The sequence below is a fragment of the Agrobacterium sp. RC10-4-1 genome (assembly GCF_014138475.1).
Taxonomy (GTDB): Bacteria; Pseudomonadota; Alphaproteobacteria; order Rhizobiales; family Rhizobiaceae; genus Agrobacterium; species Agrobacterium pusense.
The window spans coordinates 24,641-46,750 of record NZ_JACJIT010000013.1; the positions used below are offsets into that span (position 1 = coordinate 24,641).

Genomic DNA, 22,110 nt, shown 5'->3' on the forward strand with positions numbered 1-22,110 from the left:
TTGTTGGCAGCATTATATGAGTATTAGGGCCCTTAGGCTTCGGTCCGAGGAGGTTTAGCTTCCCAGCGGGGTGGTCTGGACGCTTCGGCACAACCTCGAGTTATTGTTTGGGCTCTCGGCCCAATGACCAGTATCCGGATAGCCCGTGGATTTATAGGAGCTTTCTTTCCTGATTTTGCGGCTCGAAGAGCACCGTGATCATATCGGATGATAACCAAGCGTTTCAGCACGATGCGCTTCCTCGGGCCATGGAGCGGTGGAGGCAATCCGCAGCGAGCCTGAGTTAGTCTCCATTCACCCTCCCATATCCACCATTTCGTGTGCGAGGGCGTTTGCGGTACAATTCCCGCAGTAATGTCGTGGCCGCACTGGCGGTACCGTCGTGCCTTTCGCCACCAAAAACCATCGTCCAACGCCCATAGTTTTTACTGAACGGCGGATACCCAGGCGCTGCTGAGGTTGCCGACAGTATCCCAGCGGGGCGGCCGCACGCGTTGCCTGCTTTTGTCCGTCCGTTTCGAACGCCGGCGCCTCGGTTCGCGACCATAAAAGCCCGTCGGAAAAATTCCACACCGCGCAAAAAAAGTCGTTGACACCCAACATCACCATAGCTACTGTACCAATCAGTCAAGAGTTGACCGAGCAGTACACATCAACGATTTACAAAGGAAATCCAACATGTCACGTCCTCCTCTCCCACCGTTCACTCGCGAGACCGCAATCGAAAAGGTCCGTCTGGCCGAAGACGGCTGGAACAGCCGCGACGCCGCCAAGGTCGCGCTTGCATACACCGTCGACACCCGTTGGCGGAACCGTGTCGAATTCGCCACCAACCGCGAAGAAGCTCAGGCTTTTCTGGAGCGTAAGTGGAACAAGGAGCATGAATACCGCCTCATCAAGGAGCTCTGGGCTTTCACCGGCAACCGCATCGCAGTACGTTACGCCTACGAATATCGCGACGATAGTGGCCAGTGGTTCCGTGCCTATGGTAACGAGAACTGGGAATTTGCAGAGGACGGCCTGATGGCGCACCGCCACGCATGCATCAACGAAATGCCGATTGCTGAAAGCGAACGCCTGTACCATTGGCCGCTCGGCCGTCGGCCGGACGACCATCCCAGCCTCAGCGATCTGGGCCTCTAATCATGGCCCGCATGGTCGCTGAAAGATCCGACGCCATCGCCTCCCTGGCCGAAGTTTTTCGCGAGCATGGATACGACGGTGCGAGCCTTGCCTTGATCGGCAAGGCCACCGGCCTGGGCAAGGGTAGTCTGTATCACTTCTTCCCGAATGGGAAGGAGGAGATGGTCCGGGCCGTGCTCGCCGAGATCGAGCAATGGTTTGAAGATTCCGTCTATTCTCCCCTGCGAGACGGAGACGATGCCAATGCCGCGATCGCGACAATGCTCGATGAAACCGCGAAATACTTCCGATCGGGCAGGCGCGTCTGTCTCGTTGGTGCCCTGGCTGTCGCCAACACCAGAGACCTCTTCGCCCAGGCTATCCGGGATTACTTCGTCGCCTGGGTAGACGCTCTGCAAGCAGCGCTCGTCCGGCAAGGCCGTGACGCTCAGCAGGCACGCCTCCTCTCGGAAGACGCCGTTCTCGCCATCCAGGGCGCGATCGTCCTTTCCCGGGCGCTCGACGATCCCGCGGTCTTCCAACGCGCAATCGACCAGCTTCATGCTCGATTGGCACTCGATGGAAAGACGCTCGACGACAACGCCCTGGGTAGCAGGTCGCTTTGATCCCTCGCTTCCCGGCTTGAGGTTTTGATTCCAGGGGCCCGCCGCCGTGGCGGGCCCGCGGGCTGCGGGGGCAGCAAATTTCAGGATTTCATCGTCTTCGCGAAAACCCTGAAGATTAGTTGACGACGCAAATCGCTGCGACAGGGCCGCAAGGTGGTCCGCACCAAAAGAGATCAATAAAATGAAGACCTTCCTACTGGCTACCGCCATCGGTGCGCTTGCCGCGAGTTCTGTGCTCGCTTACGACACCGAGGCCAGGACCGGCCTCAGAGCGAGGCTTGCGGTCAACATCGCTGAAATGGCCGCCGCGGCATGTGCCGTAGACGGTTACAATGTGTCGGCGGCGGTGACGGATCGATCTGGAGCCCTCCTCGCCCTGATACGCTACGAGAAAGCCAGCGCAGGCACAATCGACGCGTCCGTGCAAAAGGCATTCAGCTCGGCATCGTCGCACAGCCCCACTAGCGCGATGGTCGAGAACCTTGTCGGTAGCCCGAATGAGGCGGCGTTCACAGACATTTCAGGCCACTTCGTCTCCGGGGTGTTCCTATCAAAGTCGGCGAGGAGACGATCGGCGCCCTTGGCGTTGCGGGCGCGCCGAATGACAGCTTGGACGAAGACTGCGCCAATATCGCAATTGAGGAATTTAAAACGCGCCTCAAGTGAGACTTCTACAACAATACGCTTCCTGAAGCCCGCCTCTACGGGCTCGGTGACTTGGGAGATTGGCTATGAATGGTGCGGAACTGCTCGTTCGGGCCCTTGAGAATGAGGGCGTAGAGAAAATTTTTGGCATCCCCGGGGAGGAAAACCTCTTCGTGGTCGAAGCCCTGCGGCAGTCATCGATCCAGTTGATCGTCACTCGTCATGAGCAGGCGGCAGCCTTTATGGCCGCAACGTATGGCCGGCTGACAGGAAAGCCGGGCGTCTGCATTACCACGCTAGGGCCGGGCGCCTTGAACCTTTCCACTGGAGCGGCATATGCCCTTCTTGGCGGGATGCCGTTGATCCTCATTACGGGGCAAAAGGGCGTCATGTCTTCCCGGCAGGCACGCTTTCAGGTCGTCGACGTCGTCGCCAGTATGAAGCCGCTGACAAAACTCACGCGGCAGATCATCTCGCCCAAGATGGTCCCCACCGTGGTTCGGGAGGCCTTTCGGGTGGCGCAGGAGGAGCGCCCCGGTCCAGTGCATCTCGAATTACCCGAGGATGTGGCCGCGTCGGAGGGCGGGGATATCGCCATGGTTCCTATGCATGCTCTCGATCTTCCGGTAGCGAGCGCCCAGTCGATAGAGCAGGCTGCGGCAATGATCGCGGCTGCAGAAAGGCCCCTGATCATGCTCGGCGCGGCAGCTTCGCGTCCGCGATCGACGGCTGATCTTGCGAATTTTGTGATCCGCACCGGAATACCTTATTTTACGACCCAGATGGGAAAAGGGACCGTTCCCGGGGGCATGGACCTCTATCTGGGCACCGCCGCGCTCTCCGAACGAGACTACGTCCACGAGGCCATCGAGCGGTCCGATCTCATTATCACGATCGGGCACGACACGATCGAGAAGCCTCCGTTCATCATGAATGGCCAGGGAGCAAAAGTGGTTCATGTCGGCTACCAGCCCGCTACTGTCGAGCAGGTCTATTTCCCCCAAGCCGAAGTAATCGGGGACATCGGGCCTACCCTCAAGCTCCTGGGAGACCGCCTCGAGGGCCGGATTCCGAACGCAGAAGCGCTGATCTATCTTAGAAGAGGCATCCTCGCGCGCGTTGCCGATCGGGAACTTGAAGCGCGCTTCACGCCGCAACGGATCGTCCACGATGTCCGGGCGGTTATGCCAGCCGACGGAATCCTCGCGCTCGACAATGGCATGTACAAAATCTGGTTCGCTCGCAATTACCGGACTCATGTTGCGAATACGCTGCTTCTCGACAATGCCTTGGCGACGATGGGGGCCGGGCTCCCTTCGGCAATGATGGCCTCCCTGCTTTACCCGACCCGACGTGTTATGGCCGTCTGCGGTGATGGCGGTTTCATGATGAACAGCCAGGAACTTGAGACCGCTGTACGTTTGAGGCTCAACCTCGTTGTCCTCCTGATCAAGGACGATGCGTACGGTATGATACGCTGGAAACAGGCGCTCGATCAGTTTACCGACTTCGGGATGACCTTCGGCAACCCCGATTTCGTCAAATACGCCGAGGCTTATGGCGCGCTGGGGACACGTGTCGAGCACGTCGAGGATCTGAAGTCAATTTTGGACGATGCATTCAAGCGGGGTGGCGTGCATCTCGTTGAAGTTCCAATCGACTACTCAGAGAACGAGCGCGTACTGGTCCGGGAGCTGGCGGAGAGGCTGCCGGTAGTCGAGGATGTTCAGTGAGCCAGTCAGCCCCACCTGCCGTTCGGGTTCGATGCGAACTCGGATGGAAGAAATAGAACGGGCGACCACGGAGACGTCCGGATAGTTGATCGACAAAAGTTACCCCTCGTCGGGTGACCCTGCTCAGGATCACGATCCAAGCCACCCGACGCGCTGACGGTCTGAAACTAGGCGTCGTCGAACATCCCCGTCGGGAGCCCGTCCATGCTGTAGCTGTTCTTCTCGCGGCGATAGATCTCGATACCGTCTGGACCCTTGGCATCGGTCCACTGGTCCAGGCTTGGCCGCTCGCCCTTGTAGTCAAAAAGAGGGACTCCAAAGCCGCAGGACGTTTGGACGAGATCGATGTCCAGCAGAATGAACTGACGGGCTCCGGAAGGCTCAGAGCCGCCATAGTGAGCGATCAGGATGTTGCCGTATTCGGAACTGTCACGGCGGATGGTTCGTCCGCGACCGTAAAGGCGCAAGATCATCGGTGGCCCTTCGACGGCACAAAACATGATCGTCAGCCGACCGTCCGCGCGCAGATGCGCTGAGGTCTCGTTTCCGCTGCCGGTTCGATCCAGGTAGACAACCGTGTGACCATCGATCACCCGCAGGCATCCTGTCTCCCGAGGCGAAATATTCACCCGGGAATCGCCGGTGGCAGAGGCTGTAAAGAAAATGTGCTGCCGACCAATGAAGTCTTTGTGACGAGCGTCGATGCTCTCGAATTGCTTTGCCACCGCCGATGCGCCTCGTTTTTATATTGAGATGGGTGCAAATAGCCACTTGCAGGGCTGGAAATCAAGCGCGCGAGCCGCTGGAGGGGCCACGATGGGGAAAGTTCGCGGTGTCACCGAGCGGGATTGGTAGAATTGCCGGGGCGCCATGAGCCAGATGCGGGACTGCTCCGCGGCAGCCGGCGTTCCGAGTTTCGTTGCGATACCTGCCCCATGACTTCCGACGGTTCGCACCTACACACCGAGCGCGGCCGAGATATTGCTCTAAAGCCTTTGGAAACTAGCTTTCGGGATGTGAGATGGGAGGGACGCTGACGCCCCTCCCGCGTTTTCACCGGCCTGAAGGACCAAGGTATGGGCCACCGATAGCGGTTCGCGATCAGCTCTTGATGAAAGCCAGCAGGTCCTGATTGAGGACGTCGGCATTGACGGTGAGCATGCCGTGCGAGAAGCCAGGGTAGGTCTTGATCTGGCCGTTCTTCAGAAGCTTGATCGACTTCCTGGCGGCATCGGCAATCGGTACGATCTGGTCGTCTTCGCCGTGCAGCACGAGCGTCGGCACAATGATCGCCTTCAGGTCTTCCGTCTGGTCGGTTTCAGAGAACGCCTTGATGCCGTCGTAATGAGCCTTGGCACCACCCATCATGCCCTGGCGCCACCAGTTCTGGATCACGCCTTCCTGAACCTTGGCGCCGTCACGGTTGAAGCCGAAGAACGGGCCTGCCGGAACATCGCGAAAGAACTGCGCGCGGTTGGCAGCAAGTGCCGAGCGGAAACCGTCGAAGACTTCGATCGGCAGACCCTCGGGGTTGGCGGCGGTCTTGACCATCAGCGGCGGAACGGCCGAGACGAGAACAGCCTTGGCAACACGGCCCGAGGGCTGGCCATGCTTTGCGACATACCGGGCAACTTCACCGCCGCCAGTGGAATGGCCAATATGGACAGCGTTTTTCAGGTCGAGTGCCTGGACGACGGCGAAGGCGTCGGCGGCATAATGGTTCATGTCGTGACCGTCGGCGACCTGGGCAGACCGGCCGTGGCCACGCCGGTCGTGAGCAACGACGCGGTAGCCCTTCGAGAGGAAGAACAGCATCTGCGCATCCCAGTCGTCCGACGAAAGCGGCCAGCCGTGGTGGAAAACGATCGGCTGAGCGTCCTTCGGACCCCAATCCTTGTAAAAGATGTCTACGCCGTCTTTGGTTGTTACGAAGCCCATGTCGATATCTCCTTGTGCCGAATTGTTTGTGGAAGAGTTGTGTGAGAAGGCGAGCGCCGGAATGCTCACGCTGGCAAGTGCGATGCTTCCGATCAGTACGCTGCGTCTCGACACGAAAAACCGATCTGTATCGGATGCCATTGCATTTCTCCTGTCGCGCTGTGTTTGCGAATTCCGTATTTGACAAAGAGAAAGTATCGCCATCTTCTGGCAGAAACACGTGGCGGAAATGACTTTATCCGAGGCAAAAGTGGCAAAACGCAAAGAACCTGATTTCATAGAGGTGGGGCTGCTGGTCTACCCGGATTGTCAGTTGGCCGCCGTCTACGGATTGACCGATCTGTTTCGCGTTGCCAGCGAATGGTCGACCAATCTGCAGGCGCCAACGAGCCTTCGCACTATCCGCGTTAGCTACTGGAAGATGGAGGACGGGGATGTATCCTGTACATGGGATTCACACCCCGGAATCCCACACTCGCTAAGCTACATCATCGCACCGCCAAGCATCGTCATGCCGGAGAAAATGCAGAGCATGAGCCCCGCATCGCAATGGCTCGCGTCCCAACATGCGCGTGGTGTAACCGTCTGCTCGATCTGTGCCGGAGCGTTTGTCCTTGCCGAGACCGGGCTCATCGACGGCCGGCGCGCCACAACCCACTGGGCTTTTGCAGAAAGGCTTGCCGAACAGTTTCCCAATATCGACGTCTCACCAGATAATATGATCATTGACGACGGTGACGTCATCACCGCGGGCGGTATTCTCGCCTGGGCGGATCTCGGACTGCTGCTTGTCGAGAAGCTGTTAGGGCAGGCGGTGATGCTGGAGACAGCTCGCTTTCTCGTCGTCGATCCACCGCGTCGCAGTCAGAGCCAATACAAGGCTTTTCTTCCGCGTTTCGACCATGGCGACAAGGAGGTTCTGCAGGTCCAGCACCAATTTCATGCGACACCAGAGCTGCAAAAATCGATTGGCGAGCTGGCCGACAGTGTGCGTCTTTCGGAACGGACCCTACAGCGCCGCTTTCACCGCGCGACACGGCTGAAGCTGACCGAATATCTGCAGAACGTCCGCATCATGAAGGCGCGGCAGTTGCTGGAAACAACGAACGGTTCCGTGGAGAGCATTGCCTGGGCGGTTGGATATACGGATCCGGCGGCATTTCGGAAAATATTCGGCAGGTTGACGGGCGCGAAGCCAAACGTCTATCGCGGCGACGCGCGGCTTTGATCGTGTCAAGGATGTAGCCGGCCGCTGATCGTCGGCCCGCCGGAAATTGCCGCTTGCGGCCGCGAGGTGTGCGGTGGGGCCGGCTTAACATCAAACTCTATAGGCGCACCGCACCCGGTTATCGAAAGTTTCCGACGTTTCGGTCTATCGCGGCTCACCAGCATAGCCGATTGTGAACCCGCACCTGGAAGCCTTGCCGGGTGCCCGGCTCTCCCGACGACAAACCGCGCCAGTGCGGGCGGGCACTGGCGCGGTCGATCAGAGCGGGCGTGTTGGTCAGAAGCCAAAATCGCTCAAGGACGGGTAGTCGTCCGGGCGCCGGCCGAGCGGCCAACGAAACTTGCGATCCGCTTCGGCGATCGGCATCTCGTTGATGCTGGAGTGGCGATGCGACATCAGGCCGTCTGCAGCAAAGAGCCAGTTTTCGTTGCCATAGGCGCGAAACCACTGCCCGCTGTCGTCGCAATATTCGTAAGCATAGCGCACGGCAATCCGGTTGTCCGTGAATGCCCAGAGCTCCTTGATGAGCCTGTACTCGTGTTCTTTCTTCCACTTGCGCGCCAGAAAGGCCTGAGCCTCCTGCCGATTGGTGGCGAATTCCACGCGGTTGCGCCAGCGGGTGTCGACCGTGTAGGCCAGTGCAACGTTGGCTGCATCGCGCGAGTTCCAGCCGTCTTCGGCCAGTCGAACCTTTTCGATTGCGGTTTCCCGCGTGAAGGGGGGGAGAGGGGGGCGCGTCACTGGCGTTGCCGTCGTGATCTGAGCGGCTTCGGCAAGCGCCGACCCAGCGAGGGCCACAGCGGGCAGTGCGGCAATAAAAGTGCGGCGGTTCATAAGATTCACCTGTCAAGAAATGGGGGCTGTACAGTTTCGCACGGAGGAGAGGCTAGGAAACGTCCCGCCTGGACGATCGACCGCGCCATCGCCGCGAGCCACCCGGGGATCCGAGTTGTCTGCACATCAACTCGGATCGGGTGGGGGGTCGAGCGAGGCGGTCCTCGCGCCGGTGACCATACGGCCTTCGATGCGTCGCCTCGCGGCCCAGAGGGGGCAGCCCGAGCGCCCAGAGCGCCGCGCTGCCTTTTGGCGCCGTCAAAACGGCTTGGTCGGGAGGTACTTGCCGTCGAGCGTGATAACGGCTCGGGAGCCGCCTTCCGGATCTTCAACCTTTTCGATGTTGAGCTTGAAGTTGATGGCGCTGATAATGCCGTCGCCGAATTTCTCGTGGACCAGAGCCTTGAGCGTGGTCCCATAAACCTGGACCATCTCGTAGAAGCGGTAGATGGTCGGGTCGGTCGGCAGGCCGTTGCCGATGCTGCCGCGGACCGGAACCGTCTGAAGCAACGCAACGGCGTCGTCGTCGAGATCAAGCGTCTTGCCCACGGCCTTGGCGGCGTCAGCCGGAAGCGGATGCTGGCCGAGCAAGGCGGCGGTGACGAAGGCCTCGGACAGGCCGGTGCCTTGGGTGATCTGGGCAAAGCTCAGGTCCTTCTTGAGCTTCGATGCCAGGATGATATCGGTCAGGTCCTGACGGCTGTTCTGTGTGGCTTGGGACTGTAACATTTGGGTGCTTTCTCTTGTTGGGATTAGGATGTTGGACTTGAGAGGTCAGGCAACGCGTCTTGCTTGATATTTGATGGCCTGGACCTCGGGATTATCGGCGAGCGAAACGAAGGCGCCCCTGCTGCCATCGAAAGCTTCGATGTTTCCGCTCGCGATGTCGTAGATCCAGCCATGCAGGGTGACGCGGCCCTCCTCGAGGGCGAGGCGCACCGATGGGTGGGTCTGGATATTGGCGAGCTGAGCGATGACATTCTCACGTACCATGGATGCGACCTTGGCGGGCTCGTCCTTGTGCTGGCGGGCCTCGTTCACCACACGGGCGGAGTCGGCGTAGCGCAGCCAGCTGCCGACAGCGGGCATGTGGTCCAGGCACTTACAGGTCGCGATGGCGGTCATCGCGCCGCAATCAGAGTGGCCGCAGATCACGATGTCAGAGACTTGCAGAGCCGCGACTGCGTATTCGACCGAGGCGGAAACGCCGCCCGGCTCCGGGCCGTAGGACGGGACGATGTTGCCGGCGTTGCGGATAACAAAGAGGTCGCCCGGTTCGCGTTGGGTTACCAGTTCAGGCACCAGGCGGCTGTCCGAGCAGGAAATGAACAGAGCCCGCGGGTTCTGCTGATTCGCCAAATCCTTGAAGAGCTTAACCCGCTCAGGAAAGGCTTCCTTCTGGAATTTCAGAAAGCCGTCAATAATGTCTTTCATCGCTGCAATCTCCGTTTCGCGATCTGTTGAGGTGAAAGCTACGGGCCGCATGGCATAATGTAAAAGTCTCGTTTATTATGCACTGGATTAGATAATCTTATAGGTTTGAATATGCTTTCTCGACAGGTTCGCTATTTCCTTGCAGTGGCGGAGCACCAAAGCTTCACGCGGGCCGCGGAGGCCCTGCATGTCTCGCAGCCGGCGCTTTCCCAGCAGGTCAGGCTGATGGAGGAGAGCCTTGGCGTGCAGTTGTTCGACAGATCAGGGCGCACGACACGACTGACGGATTCCGGAGAGGTTTATCTTCAATACGTGCGCCGTGCTTCGCAGGAGTTCCGGGAAGCCAAGCGCGCCCTGCACGATGTGGACGATCTCAGCCGTGGAGCGCTGCGGGTGGCGGTGACGCCAACGTTCACGACCTATCTGGTCGGCCCTCTCGTCGAGGCCTTCCACAGTCGCTACCCGAATATCTCCCTCAACCTGCGGGAGATTTCCCAAGAGCATATGGAGGATCTGTTGCTGTCGGACGAGATCGATGTCGGGATCGCTTTTGCCGGCACGTCGACAGCAGACCTTGATCTTGACGCCCTGCTGGTGGAAACCCTGGCCCTGGTCGTCAGAACCGGACATCCTCTGGCAGGTGAAACATCGATCGGACTTAAGGTCCTGAGTGCTGAGTCCTTGGTGCTGCTCAGCGCAGAGTTCGCCACGCGCGAGCAGATCGATCGTTTCTGCCGTCAGCACGGCATTCGGCCGCATGTCCGGATGGAGGCCAACTCCATCAGCGCAGTGATCGAGATTGTCCGCAGGACAAATCTCTCGACACTCCTACCTGCAACGATCGCCTTCGCCCACCAGGACCTGAAGGCAATTGCCCTCGATCCGGTGCGCCTGCAGCGCACCGCCGTGTTGATGCAGCGTCGAGACGCCTACCGGAGTGCTGCGGCGAAGAAATTCGTTGCCCTGGCAAAGGAGGTCGCGGCCGGGTTGGAAGGGTTTAAGGCTGCGTGACGCCGCCGCGCCGGTGATCAGCCGCAGAAAGCGACATCCACACTCACTTTGCGGATCATCTTCGCCACTTGCGGTAGAGCCCTCACGATCGCGCCTTTGTTGGTTCCGATGAACACATCCTGCATGGGGAGGCGGGAGTGCGTCCGTAGCAAATGCACCGTGCCTGCGTTCAGCTGCGCATGAAGCAATCTGCCTGGCAGGATGCTAATACCCGTGCCCGCCTCGACCAGATTGAGGATGGCGCCGAGGTTGTTGCAGACGTTGAGGCGAAGGCCAAGCTCGCGGTTACCGCTCAGGGCATTGGTCGTCAAAGTGTGGAGATTGGACGGCGCGGGGGTTGAGAATATCCTCTGTCGGAGAAGCATAGCGTCCGTGACGAACTCGCGTGGCATATCGAGTTTGGGGCTGGCAAACCATTCCACCGTCTGACGGCCGAGTAATTCCAGCGCGACGTTGTCGTGCTCGGGCGGGGTCGACAGGACGGCGATATCGAGAAGCCCTTTGGAAAGCTGTCGGGCGAGATTATGGCTTGTGTCGACGGTGGCTGCGACGCGGGTCTCGGCAAAGCGGCCGTCGAGTTCGTCCAGCAATGCGGGCAGGCACACGACGGCGAAACTGTCCATCACACCTACTCTGAGCGTTGGTAGGCGGGTGTTACGCGTTTTGATATTGGATTCGATGTCCCGGGCAATGCCGATCATCGCCTCGGCGTAGTGTTTAAGAGCCTCACCCTCGCTGGTTAATTGCAGCTGGCGCTTCTGCCTGATGAAGAGCGGCACGCCGAGTTGCTCCTCCAACTCCTTGATTCGATAGGACACGGTTGGCTGGGTGATGCTGAGCTTCTCCGCCGCCGCGTTGAAGCTGCGCAATTGCGAGGCCCAGTAGAACGCCTCGACCGCCGAGAAGCTTAGAGCCATGTGCACCTATAGAAAAATTCGATCGATATCTGCGAATATCCTAATTGGATTTTGAATGCAATCGCTCTTAAGCTCATCTCATAAGCAATTCATCCAGGTGGCCAAAAAATGTACAAAACCATTTCCCGCGCGCATATTCTCGAAGATTTGCCTGAGATTGCGGATATTCAGTCCGCTGAGTTGCGGGAGAAGGTTATAGACGCCTGGGTGTTTGCTCTTGAGCGTTCGTCATTCGATCGGATCACCGACATTCAGGGCGAGGGCAGCCCGAACATCTTTTCGCTGAAGCGCGGTACACAGGATGCGCATCTGCGCGGCGTCACCCGTCTGGCTCTGTCGATCTATGAAGAATTCAAGGCAACCTATCCCGAAGCCAAGGTCGATCGCGACATCATTCTGGCCGGCGGTCTTTGCCACGACATCGGCAAGACCTGGGAATTCGATCCGGTCAAGCTGAAGCGCTCGGCCGAGCGCGGCGATCGCTACGGCGACCCGACATACCGTCATTCCGCCTATGGCGCACATGTCTGCCTGTCCGTCGGCCTTCCCGACGAAATCGGCCATATCTGCATGGGCCACGCAATGGAGTTCGGTCAGATCGGCCATAGCACGGAGTGCTTTATCATCCGGCAGGCCGATCATACCTGGTGGCTGGTCGCGGCAGCACTCGATCTTTGCCATCCCGACACGATCGCGCAAGCGGGCAAGAATATCCGCATCCGACCGCTCGGGACCGAGTGAAGACTGGAACTGTAGAGCGCGAAAGCCGAGGTTAGCATGGAATACACCTTCCAATTCGGCCCATTGGTAAATTACCTACCGCAGTTCATCAGTGGCTTCTGGCTGACGATGCTGCTGGCGTTTGTGGGCATTTTCGGGGGCATTGCCCTGGGCGTCGGCTGTGCCGTCGCCTCTACCTTGCCGGGCTTCCTGCCGCGCTTCCTCGTCCGCTGTTACGTGGAGGCGATGCGCAACACGCCGCTTCTGGTCCAGATCTTTGTGATCTTCTTCGGACTTCCGAATATTGGTGTGCGGATGTCGCCGCTGACCTCGGTCTTCGTCGCTCTCGTTCTCAACAATGGCGGCTATATCGCCGAGATCGTCCGCGGAGGCATCCAGTCGACGCATCGCAGTCAGGTTGAGGCAGCTGAAAGCCTAGGTTTGACGTATTTCCAGACGCTGCGCTTCGTCATCCTGCCGCCGGCGCTCGAGAAGGTGTTCACGCCCGTCGTGTCGCAATGCGTGCTGCTCATGTTGTCCACCAGTCTCGTGTCGGCGATCGGCGTCGAAGATCTGACAGGGGCTGCGATGATCGCCAGTTCGGAAACCTTCCGAACGATGGAGGTCTATCTCGTGATTGCCGCGGTTTACGTCCTGATGAATTTCGTCTTCCGCGCCATCCTGAACCTTGCCGGGTTGCTGATCTTCCGCCGCTCGCGCCGCAATCTTTTCCGGGGGATCTGACATGCGTACTTTTGGCTCGCCGGAATTCCTCTTCATCTTTTACGCGCTGCGCTGGACATTGACGCTGACTGTCATCGCTTTCGTGGGCGGGGGCCTGGTCGGCATCGCGCTCGCCGTGATGCGCATCTCGTCTTCGAAGGCTCTGCGCGTCGCGACCTCCGCCTATATGCAGTTCGTCCAGGGTCTGCCGCTGCTTATCCTGATGTTCATCTGCTACTACGCCCCATCGCTGTTCGGCTTCGAAGTCAGCGCGATTGCAGCTGCCGCCGTCGCATTGACCATTAACTCCAGCGCGTTTCTCGGCGCCATATGGGAAAGCGCGCTTCGTGCAATTCCAAAGGCGCAGTGGGAAAGTGCCGATGCCCTGGCGCTACACCCCTACAAGGTCCTTCGCTATGTGATTGCACCGCAGGCCATCCGGCTGGCAATGCCCTCGACCGTCGGCTTTCTCGTGCAGATTATCAAACAAACCTCGATCGCCTCCATCATCGGCTTCGTCGAGATTACCCGCGCCGGCCAGCTCGTCAGCAATGCGACATTCGAGCCACTGAAATCCTTCCTGGCCGTAGCCGCCTTTTATTTCGCTGTGTGTTTCCCGCTCACCCAGCTCAGCCTTTGGCTCGAGAGCCGCGCTGCTAAGCGGGGAGCCCGCGCCTGAACCACCTCATCATCAACGACACGAAGAAGGTCGCTGATCATAACCGGAACCCAAAACTGAGAGGATACAACATGCCCCTGAAATCCCTATTCATGCCCCTGATCGGTCTCGCCATCGCTCTGGGCGCCACTGCGGCCTCCGCCGCCTCTCTCGACGAAATCATCGCCCGCAAGAAGGTCATGATCGGCATAGATCTCTCGGTCCCGCCCTTCGGCATCACGAACGCCGAAATGCAGCCTGATGGTCTCGACGTCGATGTCGCCAAGCTGCTCGCCAAGGATCTCGGCGTCCAGCTGGAACTCGTGCCGGTCACCGGCCAGAGCCGCATTCCGTCGCTGCAGACAGGCAAGGTCGACTTCGTCGTCGCAAGCTTCGGCATCTACACCGAGCGCGCGCTGTCGGTCGCCTTTTCCAACCCCTATGGTGGCCATAAGTCGGTGATCATCGCGCCGAAAGGCACCGAGATCAAAAGCCTCGCAGACCTGAAGGGCAAGAAGGTCGGTGTGCCGCGTGGAACTGCGCATGAGAAAGTGCTGTCGGCAGCCAATATTCCTGGAATGGAGCTGATCCGCTTCGACGATGACAGCACGACGCTGAACGCGCTCGTCGCCGGTCAGGTGGATGCGATCGGGACCGTAAACTATATCGGCGCGCAGCTGCAGGAGCGCTATCCCGACAAGTTCGAGGAAAAGACGACCTATCTGCAGAGCTTTTATGGTGTGGGCCTGCGTCGGGGCGATCCGGACCTCCTGCACTGGCTGAACACGGTTCTCTTCGTTCACAAGCAGAGCGGCGAGCTCGGCCAGATCTACGAAAAGTGGATGAAGACGCCGATGCCTGAACTGCCGTCCTTCTGACCCCAATGGCCGCAGAGGGCAGCCTATGCCGCTGCCCTCGCATTTCCATCGAGAGGTAAACATGTCTGTCGTAGTCGCAAATAATATCCGCAAGAGCTTTGGGCCGCTCGAAGTGCTCAAGGGCGTTTCCCTGAATGTCGAGGCCGGCGAGGTTATCGCGTTGATCGGGCGGAGCGGTTCCGGCAAGAGCACGTTCCTGCGTTGTCTCAATGGGCTGGAGACGGTTGATAGCGGCCTCATCCAGATTGCAGGCCATGCCATGTCACGCAAGCCGGCGGCCCTGCGGGAACTCCGGCGCGACGTCGGCATCGTTTTCCAAAGCTACAATCTCTTCCCGCATCTGACGGCAGGCGAAAACATCATGCTCGCCCCCGTTCAGGTGAAAGGCGAGACCAAGGTTGCTGCGCGGGACGAAGCGCAGCGCTGCCTGTCCATGGTTGGGCTCGGCGATCGCTTCGATGCCTACCCGGACATGCTTTCGGGCGGCCAGCAGCAGCGCGTGGCAATCGCTCGCTCGCTTGCCATGCGCCCCAAGGTCTTGTTGTTCGACGAGGTGACATCGGCTCTTGATCCGGAACTCACCGGCGAAGTGCTTGCCGTCATAGAGGATCTAGCGCGCCAGGGCATGACCATGCTGCTCGTGACCCATGAAATGGGCTTCGCGCGCCGCGTCGCCAACCGCACGATTTTCATGAAGGACGGCATCATCCACGAGGAAGGGCCCTCCGCCGAATTTTTCACAAATCCCAGAACGCCCGAGCTGCAAGCCTTCCTCAGATCAGAGATCGGCTGACCGCCACAAAACGCATTTTGGCTATCACATGGAGCCCCCCGGTCGGGAGGAGAGGAACAGCTGTGTCAAAAAAACGGAAAATCGCACTGATCGGTTGTGGCGTTATGGGCCACGCGATTGGCTCACGGCTTCTGAAAACCGGTCATACCGTCATCGCCTTTGACGTCGATCCGTCCAAGGTAGCGCAGATGACGGCCCAAGGCGCGGAGGCAGCCGCGTCCGCATCGGAGGCGGCGTCGCGTTCAAACGCCGTGGTTCTCAGCCTCAATTCCGCAGCGATCGTTCGCGACGCCGTGTTCGGGGCAACCGGCGTCGTCAAAGGTGCTGCAGCCGGAACCGTGATGATCGACATGTCATCGATCGACCCGATCCTGACCAGGCAATTCAGCGCGGATGCCGCAGCGGCAGGTCTGAAGTGGTTGGATTGCCCGCTCTCCGGCGGGGCGCCAAAGGCTTACGAAGGCAAGTTGACGGTGATGGCCGGTGGCAATTCCTCCGATTTCGCCGAGGCGAAGCCGATCCTCGACGACCTGTGCCAGAACCTGACCCTGATGGGCCCAAGCGGCGCTGGCCAGACGACGAAGCTGATCAATCAGGTCCTGTGTGCGCTCAATTTCGTCGCCGTGGCCGAAGCCACCAAACTGGCGATCGACTCCGGCGTCGATGCGCAGCGGATCCCCGCGGCGCTGAGCGGTGGCCGTGCCGACAGTGCGATCCTGCAGGAGTTCATGGGCAAGATGGCGCGTAACGATTACTCGCCGACCGGCCGCATCGACAACATGGTCAAGGACCTTTCCGCCGTGCAGTCGCTGGCCGTCCACACAGGCACCGCGATGCCCATGACGTCGCTTTGCATGGAGATCCATCGGCTGATGGTGTCCGCAGGGCTCGGCGCGGCCGACAATGCCGCACTGATGAAGTTTTACGATGGCCCGAAGGCCTAAAGGAGGAATGACATGCTGATCCGCTACGCCGAATTCGTCGGAACGATCAAAGCCGGCAAACAGGAAGAGTTCTACGATTTCGTAGAGACCACGCTGACGCCACTATGGACAAAATTTGACGGTGCAGTGAACGTTTCCGTCTGCCGCGAGCTCGAACGCGACGAGGGCGCGCCCTCCATGCCCCTGCTTCTAGCCATCACCTATCCGGACCAGGCCGCGCTTGAGCGCGCCATGGCGTGCGATGCACGCTTCCAGTCGCGCGAACAGACGCAGCATCTCCTGACCATGTTCGAGGGCAAGGTTTATCACCGCGTTACCAGCGCCGCGATCCGCGATCTCCTAGCACAGGCGTGAGTGCAATGACGTTCCCGCTTTTCGACCTTACAGGTCTGCGAGCGCTCGTCACGGGTTCCTCGCAGGGGATCGGGCTCGCGCTTGCGCGCGGGCTCGCCGAGCACGGTGCTGAGGTCGTGCTCAACGGCCGCGATCGCAGCAAGCTGGACGCCGCGATGCGCGAGCTGGCGGATGCCGGCGCCCGGGTTTCGGCCAGTGACTTCGATGTGACGGATGCCGAAGCGGTCAAGCGCGGCGTCGATGCGATCGAAAGCGATGTTGGTCCAATCGATATCCTGGTCAACAATGCCGGGATGCAGTTTCGCAGTCCACTGGAAGAGTTCCCGGCGGATCGTTGGGAGCAGTTGCTGAAGACCAATATCTCCAGCGCCTTTTATGTCGGGCAGGCGGTCGCCAAACACATGATAGGCCGCGGCCGCGGAAAAGTCGTGAACATCGCATCGGTGCAGAGCGAACTCGCCCGTCCCGGGATCGCGCCTTACACCGCGACCAAGGGCGCGGTGAAAAATCTGACCCGTGGCATGGCGACCGATTGGGCGAAATACGGGCTGCAGATCAACGCGCTGGCGCCCGGTTACTTCAAGACGCCGCTCAATCAGGCGCTGGTCGATAATCCGGAATTTACCGCGTGGCTGGAAAAACGCACGCCCGCCGGTCGCTGGGGCAATGTCGAGGAACTGGTCGGCGCCGCCGTCTTCCTGTCGTCCCGAGCCTCATCTTTTGTGAATGGACACACGCTTTATGTCGACGGCGGTATCACAATCAGCCTTTGATCCGGTAGCATTGGTCGGGCCTGTTGTGGTCATGGGCGTCTCGGGCTGCGGTAAAACCTCGGTGGGGGACGGCCTTGCCCGCCGCATCGGCGCCGATTTCATCGAAGGTGACAGCCTTCATCCTGCGGCGAATGTCGAAAAGATGCGGGCAGGCTCACCACTAGATGATGCCGATCGCTGGCCCTGGCTCGATGCGCTTGGTCGGGCGCTGGGTGCCGACGGCAATGTCGTCGTCTCCTGTTCGGCGCTGAAGCGGTCATATCGCGATCGGCTTCGGGCGCTGGCCGGCAGGCCAGTGGTCTTCATCTATCTGCACGGCGACCGCGACGTCCTGGCCGCACGAATGGCCGCGCGCAGTCACGACTACATGCCGTTGTCGCTCCTCGACAGCCAACTGGCGACGCTTGAACCTCCTCACGCAGAGGACCGGGTTGTTGCGATCGAGATCAATCAACCGCTGGAGGCGATCGTCTGCTCGGCGCTCGAATATCTGGCGTCGCCAAACGGTCCTTGAGACCCGATACAAAACAAATGGAGGAAACCATGAGCAAACCGAACATCCTGATGATCGGACCCTATCCGGAATGGGATATGGTCGAATTGGAGGCGCAGTTTGAAGTACACAAGCTTTATGAAGCCCCCGATCGCGAGGCGTTTCTCGCGCAGCGTGGCGCCGATATCCGCGGCATCGCCACGCGCGGCGAGTTGGGCGCCTCGGCCGATCTCATCGGCAAGTTGCCAAAACTGGAAGTGATCTCCGTCTACGGCGTCGGGTACGATGCGGTCAATCTCGATGCGGCCCGCGCCCGGGGCATCCGCGTCACCAACACGCCAGATGTCCTGACCAACGATGTCGCCGATCTCGGCATTGGCATGATGCTGGTCCAGTCGCGCGGTATTATCGGCGCGGAGACTTGGGTTAAGAATGGAAGCTGGGCGGAGAAGGGGCTCTATCCGTTGAAGCGCCGCGTCTGGGGCCGCAAGGCCGGTGTTCTCGGCCTCGGCCGTATCGGCTTCGAAGTCGCCAAGCGTCTCAAGGGTTTTGATATGGATATCGCCTACAGCGATGTCTCTGCGAAGGATTTTGCCAAGGACATGACCTTTATCGCCGATCCGGTCGAACTCGCTAGGCATTCCGACTTCCTGTTCGTAACGCTCGCCGCCTCCGCCGTGACACGCCATATCGTGTCGAAGCCGGTGATCGAGGCACTTGGTCCGGAAGGCATGTTGATCAATATCTCGAGGGCGTCGAATATCGATGAGGATGCGCTTCTCGACGCGATCGAAAGCCGCAAGCTTGGCTCTGCCGCACTCGACGTGTTCGAAGGCGAGCCGAAGCTTAACCCGCGTTTTCTGACGCTCGATAACGTGCTGCTGCAGCCGCATCATGCATCGGGCACGGTCGAAACACGCAAGGCAATGGGCAAGCTGGTGCGCGACAATCTCGCCTGCCACTTTGCCGGCCAGACCCTGCCGACCCCCGTTTTGTAAGGAGATCCCGATGAAAGCCGTCGTCATCCACGCCGCCAAGGATCTTCGGATCGAGGAACGCGAAGTCGAAGCGCTTCAGCCAGGACAGGTCGAGGTGGCCATCGAAGCCGGCGGAATCTGCGGTTCCGACCTGCATTATTACAACCATGGTGGCTTCGGCACGGTGCGCGTGCGCGAGGCTATGATTCTTGGCCATGAAGTGGCCGGGACGATCGTCTCTCTTGGCAAGGCGCCGGGCGAAAGCGTCTCCGGTCTTGCTGTCGGCGACCGTGTTACGGTCTCGCCGTCGCGGCCCTGCAACGCCTGCGACTATTGTCTCAAGGGCCAGCAGAACCATTGCCTGAACATGCGTTTCTATGGCTCGGCCATGCCAATGCCGCACATCCAGGGCGCGTTCCGCCAGCGTCTGGTGGCCGAAGCCTATCAGTGCCACAAGGTCGCCGAGGGTGTCTCGATCAACGAGGCGGCGATGGCCGAGCCCTTCGCAGTCACTCTGCACGGCGTCAACCGCGCCGGTCCCCTGACCGACAAGCGGGTTCTGGTGACAGGCTGTGGGCCGATCGGTGCGCTCGCGATCATCGCAGCCCGCGCCCATGGTGCCCGCGAAATCGTCGCCACAGACGTGATGGAAACGGTTCTCAACAAGGCGCTGGAGATCGGCGCCGACCGCGTGATCAATGTCGCCGATAATCCGGACGAACTGTCGGCCTATTCGGCCAACAAGGGCTATTTCGACGTGCAGTTCGAGGCGTCGGGTAATGAGCGTGCGGTACGCTCGGGTCTCGGAGCCCTACGGCCGCGTTCCACCCTCGTTCAACTTGGGCTTGGCGGCGATGTCTCCATTCCGCAGAACATGGTCGTTTCCAAGGAAATCGAGATGAAGGGTACGTTCCGCTTTCATGAGGAGTTCGGCCTGGCTGTCGCGCTGATCAACAAGCGCCGCGTCGACCTGAGGCCGCTTCTGACAGGAACCTTCCCGCTGGAGGATGCAATTGCCGCATTCGAAACCGCCGGCGACCGAAGGAAGTCGCTGAAGGTTCAGCTTTTATTCTGACATGTGCGCCATAAAGGTTGTTATGTAAACCGATGGTATCCAGTACAAAGGTCGGCGCCTAGAGGATATGTCACCGGTGACTTAGTCCAGTCTGCTTGGGCTCTTTAAAGCATTGATGCACTGCGCTTTTTGACCTCTAACGAGTAGGAACTGCCGCCGGGTCTTTAGTTCGTGTCCCATCAAGGCAGCTAAGCGTTCAAAGCGACATCGGCCAAGTATGAGCGATGGCCACAAAGCTACATATGTGTTAATGTGGGTTTTCTGGGTTTAGGAGTGCGTCAGATGAGCCGATTGACGATCGACATAACGGACCAACAACATCAAAGCCTAAAGGCGCTGGCAGCATTGCAGGGCAAGACAATAAAGCAGTATGCGCTTGAGCGCCTCTTCCCCGGTGACACAGACGCAGAGCGGGCCTTGGAGGAGTTGAAGACGTTGATGAGCATGCGCGTCAATGAGGGGCTTGCCGGAAGACTGTCGACTAAAACCGTGGGTGAGATTCTTGACGAGGAGATTTCCGAGGGTCGTGCTTGACTGCCTATATTCTTACCGCGGAACCGGAATCAGATCTACGTTCGGTAATCCGTTACACGCGTACGCAATGGGGTGGTGCGCAGGTACGTCGCTACGTCTCAGGTTTGGAGCGAGGTATCGCAAACCTTGCCGAGGGCAGAGGTTTGTTCAAGGATATGAGTGCGCTTTATCCGGCGCTAAGGATGACGCGATGTCAGGACCATTACGTCTTTTGTCTGCCTCAACAGGATGCGCCCGCCCGCATCGTAGCGATTTTTCACGAGCGAATGGATCTGATGAAGCGTTTAGTCGATCGTCTGAAGGAATGACGTTTGGACGGAGGCGAGATGTGAGCGCAAGACAGACGAGATCGTCGTTATTGAGCGGGTGAAAGAAGGGGCCGTCAGTTCTGATCCCTTCAAGAGCTTAACTCTAGCAATCATTTCAGATAGCGCTTGTACGGAGGGGGTTGATTATCTCAATCCCCTAGAAATCTCGCTCATTGTCGGGGCAACAACACAGTTATTCGATCGAGTGATTGCAGCCACGATCGTGTCCAACGCACTACGCGGGCGGGCCGTTGCCCTTCTTAGTGCCATCATCTCTCCCCACACAAGAGCTGCCGTCCCGTCAAATGGAAGAATGCGACCAGCGAAGAGTGACTGGGGCCCCTCTTTGCCTCCAAACCAAGTCTCGAGAGCAGCTCGCTTTTCCCCAGCAGACTCCTCGAGTATTCCACGGTATATCTCGGTTATAGTGAGTGATGCGATGAACAAACCGTCGTCAACTTGTTCAGCCATCTCTCCTGCCGCTGTTTGCTGTTTATCGCGTGAGAGGTGCCATGCCGTTATGGTGAGTTTTCATCAGTCTGGCGTGACAAAGCGAGGGGTGGGCCAAACGAGGCGCTCCAGCAGGAGCGCCCAAGCTACTATAAGCATCAAGCGCGACACTAGACGGAGAGCGCCGTGCTGCAGCTTTCGACGATGTCGCTGTCGACCGGTGTCTGCCCCGGCATGGATGCCCACCCGCCAGCTTCGATGAACTGACGCTTTGCAAAGCTATCTGAGAGAGCCTTAAACTCGATCATTTTTTCGGTTGCGTCCGGTGCAGCCTTGAAGCGTTCGACGCATATGGCTGATGCGAGCTCACCACGGGCCGTCTTGCCCGCGGCGGTCGCTGCCTGGAGTGACGATCCGCCGGTCACCCAACCGCCCCAGTTAAAGCCAACGACGATGGTCGCGATTGCCGTCGCCGCACATGCCCACACAAGAATGGTCTTGGAGGGCTGATACGAATTGAAACGCTCGAATATTGATGTCTTGCTGTCCTGCACGGTCATGGGATTCTCCTCGTTGGGGTCACTGATCCAAATTTCAGAATAAGCGTTACATCATTCCGCCCATGTCAGGCATGCCGACGCCTGCACCATACTTTCTGGGAAGATCTGCAATCATGGCTTCTGTCGTCACGAGAAGGCCGGCAACGGAAGCCGCATTCTGCAGGGCTGTCCGAACCACCTTGACCGGATCAACGATACCCATGGCGATCATGTCGCCGTACTCAGACGTCTGGGCGTTGTAACCAAAATCGTCGGTGTTACTTTCGAGGATCCGGCCAACAACGATCGAAGCTTCGTCACCAGCGTTGTCTGCAATCTGGCGAACCAGAGCCTGCAGGGCGCGGCGGATGATGTTGATACCAGCTTCCTGGTCGTCGTTTTC

At 59.2% G+C, this 22,110-nt stretch carries 27 protein-coding genes and 1 pseudogene; 20 read left to right on the forward strand and 8 right to left on the reverse strand.

The annotated features are described in order from the left end of the window. The first annotated feature begins 678 nt into the window (after positions 1 to 678). The 5 genes and pseudogenes from FHW77_RS25360 (at position 679) to FHW77_RS25375 (ending at position 4,126) form a co-directional block, all read left to right on the forward strand. Positions 679 to 1,143: a nuclear transport factor 2 family protein gene (locus tag FHW77_RS25360; RefSeq protein ID WP_064264026.1), complete on the forward strand. Its 465-nt coding sequence runs from the start codon at positions 679 to 681 to the stop codon at positions 1,141 to 1,143. Positions 1,144 to 1,145: 2 nt separating this feature from the next. Further along, positions 1,146 to 1,748 carry a TetR/AcrR family transcriptional regulator gene (locus FHW77_RS25365; protein WP_064264027.1) on the forward strand — a complete coding sequence of 201 codons (603 nt, stop codon included), beginning with the start codon at positions 1,146 to 1,148 and terminating at the stop codon, positions 1,746 to 1,748. A 298-nt stretch (positions 1,749 to 2,046) separates the two neighbouring features. Continuing rightward, positions 2,047 to 2,175: pseudogene (locus FHW77_RS27010) on the forward strand (heme-binding protein); the annotation flags it as partial. 143 nt (positions 2,176 to 2,318) lie between these two features. Then, the gene (locus FHW77_RS27015) at positions 2,319 to 2,414 is read left to right on the forward strand and encodes a hypothetical protein (protein WP_353618999.1); all 96 of its coding nucleotides are present in this window, start codon (positions 2,319 to 2,321) and stop codon (positions 2,412 to 2,414) included. A gap of 65 nt (positions 2,415 to 2,479) precedes the next feature. Beyond that, positions 2,480 to 4,126, forward strand: a complete 1,647-nt coding sequence (locus FHW77_RS25375) for an acetolactate synthase large subunit (RefSeq protein ID WP_182590962.1) — start codon at positions 2,480 to 2,482, stop codon at positions 4,124 to 4,126. Between the two features lie 167 nt (positions 4,127 to 4,293). Here the strand turns inward: FHW77_RS25375 and FHW77_RS25380 are convergent, their stop codons facing one another. Together FHW77_RS25380 and FHW77_RS25385 are read right to left on the reverse strand one after the other, a co-directional pair. Beyond that, complete coding sequence (locus FHW77_RS25380; protein ID WP_064264033.1) at positions 4,294 to 4,851, reverse strand: pyridoxamine 5'-phosphate oxidase family protein; 558 nt, start codon at positions 4,849 to 4,851, stop codon at positions 4,294 to 4,296. A 376-nt stretch (positions 4,852 to 5,227) separates the two neighbouring features. Then, positions 5,228 to 6,064, reverse strand: a complete 837-nt coding sequence (locus FHW77_RS25385) for an alpha/beta fold hydrolase (RefSeq protein ID WP_182590979.1) — start codon at positions 6,062 to 6,064, stop codon at positions 5,228 to 5,230. 229 nt (positions 6,065 to 6,293) lie between these two features. Between FHW77_RS25385 and FHW77_RS25390 the strand changes: the two genes are divergently transcribed. Continuing rightward, complete coding sequence (locus FHW77_RS25390) at positions 6,294 to 7,292, forward strand: GlxA family transcriptional regulator (RefSeq protein WP_182590980.1); 999 nt, start codon at positions 6,294 to 6,296, stop codon at positions 7,290 to 7,292. A gap of 276 nt (positions 7,293 to 7,568) precedes the next feature. On the opposite strand, the gene FHW77_RS25395 is transcribed toward FHW77_RS25390, so the two are convergent. The 3 genes from FHW77_RS25395 to FHW77_RS25405 form a co-directional block, all read right to left on the reverse strand. Beyond that, positions 7,569 to 8,033 carry a nuclear transport factor 2 family protein gene (locus tag FHW77_RS25395; protein WP_182590981.1) on the reverse strand — a complete coding sequence of 155 codons (465 nt, stop codon included), beginning with the start codon at positions 8,031 to 8,033 and terminating at the stop codon, positions 7,569 to 7,571. Positions 8,034 to 8,384: 351 nt separating this feature from the next. Then, the gene (gene cynS / locus FHW77_RS25400) at positions 8,385 to 8,855 is read right to left on the reverse strand and encodes a cyanase (RefSeq protein ID WP_112989850.1); all 471 of its coding nucleotides are present in this window, start codon (positions 8,853 to 8,855) and stop codon (positions 8,385 to 8,387) included. Between the two features lie 45 nt (positions 8,856 to 8,900). Further along, positions 8,901 to 9,560: a carbonic anhydrase gene (locus tag FHW77_RS25405; RefSeq protein ID WP_182590963.1), complete on the reverse strand. Its 660-nt coding sequence runs from the start codon at positions 9,558 to 9,560 to the stop codon at positions 8,901 to 8,903. Positions 9,561 to 9,671: 111 nt separating this feature from the next. Here FHW77_RS25405 and cynR point away from each other — a divergent pair, with 111 nt between their 5' ends. Further along, positions 9,672 to 10,571: a transcriptional regulator CynR gene (cynR, locus tag FHW77_RS25410; RefSeq protein WP_182590964.1), complete on the forward strand. Its 900-nt coding sequence runs from the start codon at positions 9,672 to 9,674 to the stop codon at positions 10,569 to 10,571. Between the two features lie 17 nt (positions 10,572 to 10,588). On the opposite strand, the gene FHW77_RS25415 is transcribed toward cynR, so the two are convergent. After that, the gene (locus tag FHW77_RS25415; protein WP_182590965.1) at positions 10,589 to 11,488 is read right to left on the reverse strand and encodes a LysR family transcriptional regulator; all 900 of its coding nucleotides are present in this window, start codon (positions 11,486 to 11,488) and stop codon (positions 10,589 to 10,591) included. Positions 11,489 to 11,596: 108 nt separating this feature from the next. On the opposite strand from FHW77_RS25415, the gene FHW77_RS25420 reads away from it, so the two are divergent. From FHW77_RS25420 to FHW77_RS25480, 13 genes are all read left to right on the forward strand, one after another. After that, positions 11,597 to 12,229, forward strand: a complete 633-nt coding sequence (locus tag FHW77_RS25420; protein ID WP_182590966.1) for an HD domain-containing protein — start codon at positions 11,597 to 11,599, stop codon at positions 12,227 to 12,229. A gap of 36 nt (positions 12,230 to 12,265) precedes the next feature. After that, the gene (locus FHW77_RS25425) at positions 12,266 to 12,952 is read left to right on the forward strand and encodes an amino acid ABC transporter permease (RefSeq protein WP_182590967.1); all 687 of its coding nucleotides are present in this window, start codon (positions 12,266 to 12,268) and stop codon (positions 12,950 to 12,952) included. A gap of 1 nt (position 12,953) precedes the next feature. After that, positions 12,954 to 13,610, forward strand: coding sequence for an amino acid ABC transporter permease (locus FHW77_RS25430; RefSeq protein ID WP_018901714.1), 657 nt, complete (start codon positions 12,954 to 12,956; stop codon positions 13,608 to 13,610). Between the two features lie 71 nt (positions 13,611 to 13,681). Continuing rightward, positions 13,682 to 14,467, forward strand: a complete 786-nt coding sequence (locus FHW77_RS25435; protein ID WP_182590968.1) for a transporter substrate-binding domain-containing protein — start codon at positions 13,682 to 13,684, stop codon at positions 14,465 to 14,467. Positions 14,468 to 14,528: 61 nt separating this feature from the next. Further along, positions 14,529 to 15,260, forward strand: coding sequence for an amino acid ABC transporter ATP-binding protein (locus FHW77_RS25440; protein ID WP_182590969.1), 732 nt, complete (start codon positions 14,529 to 14,531; stop codon positions 15,258 to 15,260). A 62-nt stretch (positions 15,261 to 15,322) separates the two neighbouring features. Then, a complete protein-coding gene (locus FHW77_RS25445) occupies positions 15,323 to 16,204 on the forward strand; it encodes an NAD(P)-dependent oxidoreductase (protein ID WP_182590970.1) in 882 nt (293 codons plus the stop codon). A 12-nt stretch (positions 16,205 to 16,216) separates the two neighbouring features. Beyond that, positions 16,217 to 16,558, forward strand: coding sequence for a hypothetical protein (locus FHW77_RS25450; protein WP_182590971.1), 342 nt, complete (start codon positions 16,217 to 16,219; stop codon positions 16,556 to 16,558). 5 nt (positions 16,559 to 16,563) lie between these two features. Then, positions 16,564 to 17,331: an SDR family oxidoreductase gene (locus FHW77_RS25455; RefSeq protein WP_182590972.1), complete on the forward strand. Its 768-nt coding sequence runs from the start codon at positions 16,564 to 16,566 to the stop codon at positions 17,329 to 17,331. Continuing rightward, positions 17,300 to 17,845 carry a gluconokinase gene (locus FHW77_RS25460; protein ID WP_286086162.1) on the forward strand — a complete coding sequence of 182 codons (546 nt, stop codon included), beginning with the start codon at positions 17,300 to 17,302 and terminating at the stop codon, positions 17,843 to 17,845. The genes FHW77_RS25455 and FHW77_RS25460 overlap by 32 nt, the downstream gene beginning before the upstream one ends. Positions 17,846 to 17,874: 29 nt before the next feature. Beyond that, positions 17,875 to 18,822, forward strand: a complete 948-nt coding sequence (locus FHW77_RS25465; RefSeq protein ID WP_182590973.1) for a 2-hydroxyacid dehydrogenase — start codon at positions 17,875 to 17,877, stop codon at positions 18,820 to 18,822. 10 nt (positions 18,823 to 18,832) lie between these two features. Beyond that, positions 18,833 to 19,876, forward strand: coding sequence for an L-idonate 5-dehydrogenase (locus FHW77_RS25470; protein ID WP_182590974.1), 1,044 nt, complete (start codon positions 18,833 to 18,835; stop codon positions 19,874 to 19,876). Between the two features lie 282 nt (positions 19,877 to 20,158). Beyond that, positions 20,159 to 20,410: a type II TA system antitoxin, ParD family gene (locus FHW77_RS25475; RefSeq protein ID WP_182590975.1), complete on the forward strand. Its 252-nt coding sequence runs from the start codon at positions 20,159 to 20,161 to the stop codon at positions 20,408 to 20,410. Then, the gene (locus FHW77_RS25480; RefSeq protein ID WP_182590976.1) at positions 20,407 to 20,718 is read left to right on the forward strand and encodes a type II toxin-antitoxin system RelE/ParE family toxin; all 312 of its coding nucleotides are present in this window, start codon (positions 20,407 to 20,409) and stop codon (positions 20,716 to 20,718) included. Before FHW77_RS25475 ends, FHW77_RS25480 begins: the two co-directional genes overlap by 4 nt. Before the next feature lie 620 nt (positions 20,719 to 21,338). Here FHW77_RS25480 and FHW77_RS25485 read toward each other — a convergent pair. Beyond that, positions 21,339 to 21,728, reverse strand: a complete 390-nt coding sequence (locus FHW77_RS25485; protein WP_182590977.1) for a hypothetical protein — start codon at positions 21,726 to 21,728, stop codon at positions 21,339 to 21,341. A gap of 46 nt (positions 21,729 to 21,774) precedes the next feature. Continuing rightward, the coding region (locus tag FHW77_RS25490; RefSeq protein WP_286086163.1) for a TCP-1/cpn60 chaperonin family protein at positions 21,775 to 22,110 on the reverse strand (336 nt) is incomplete at its 5' end.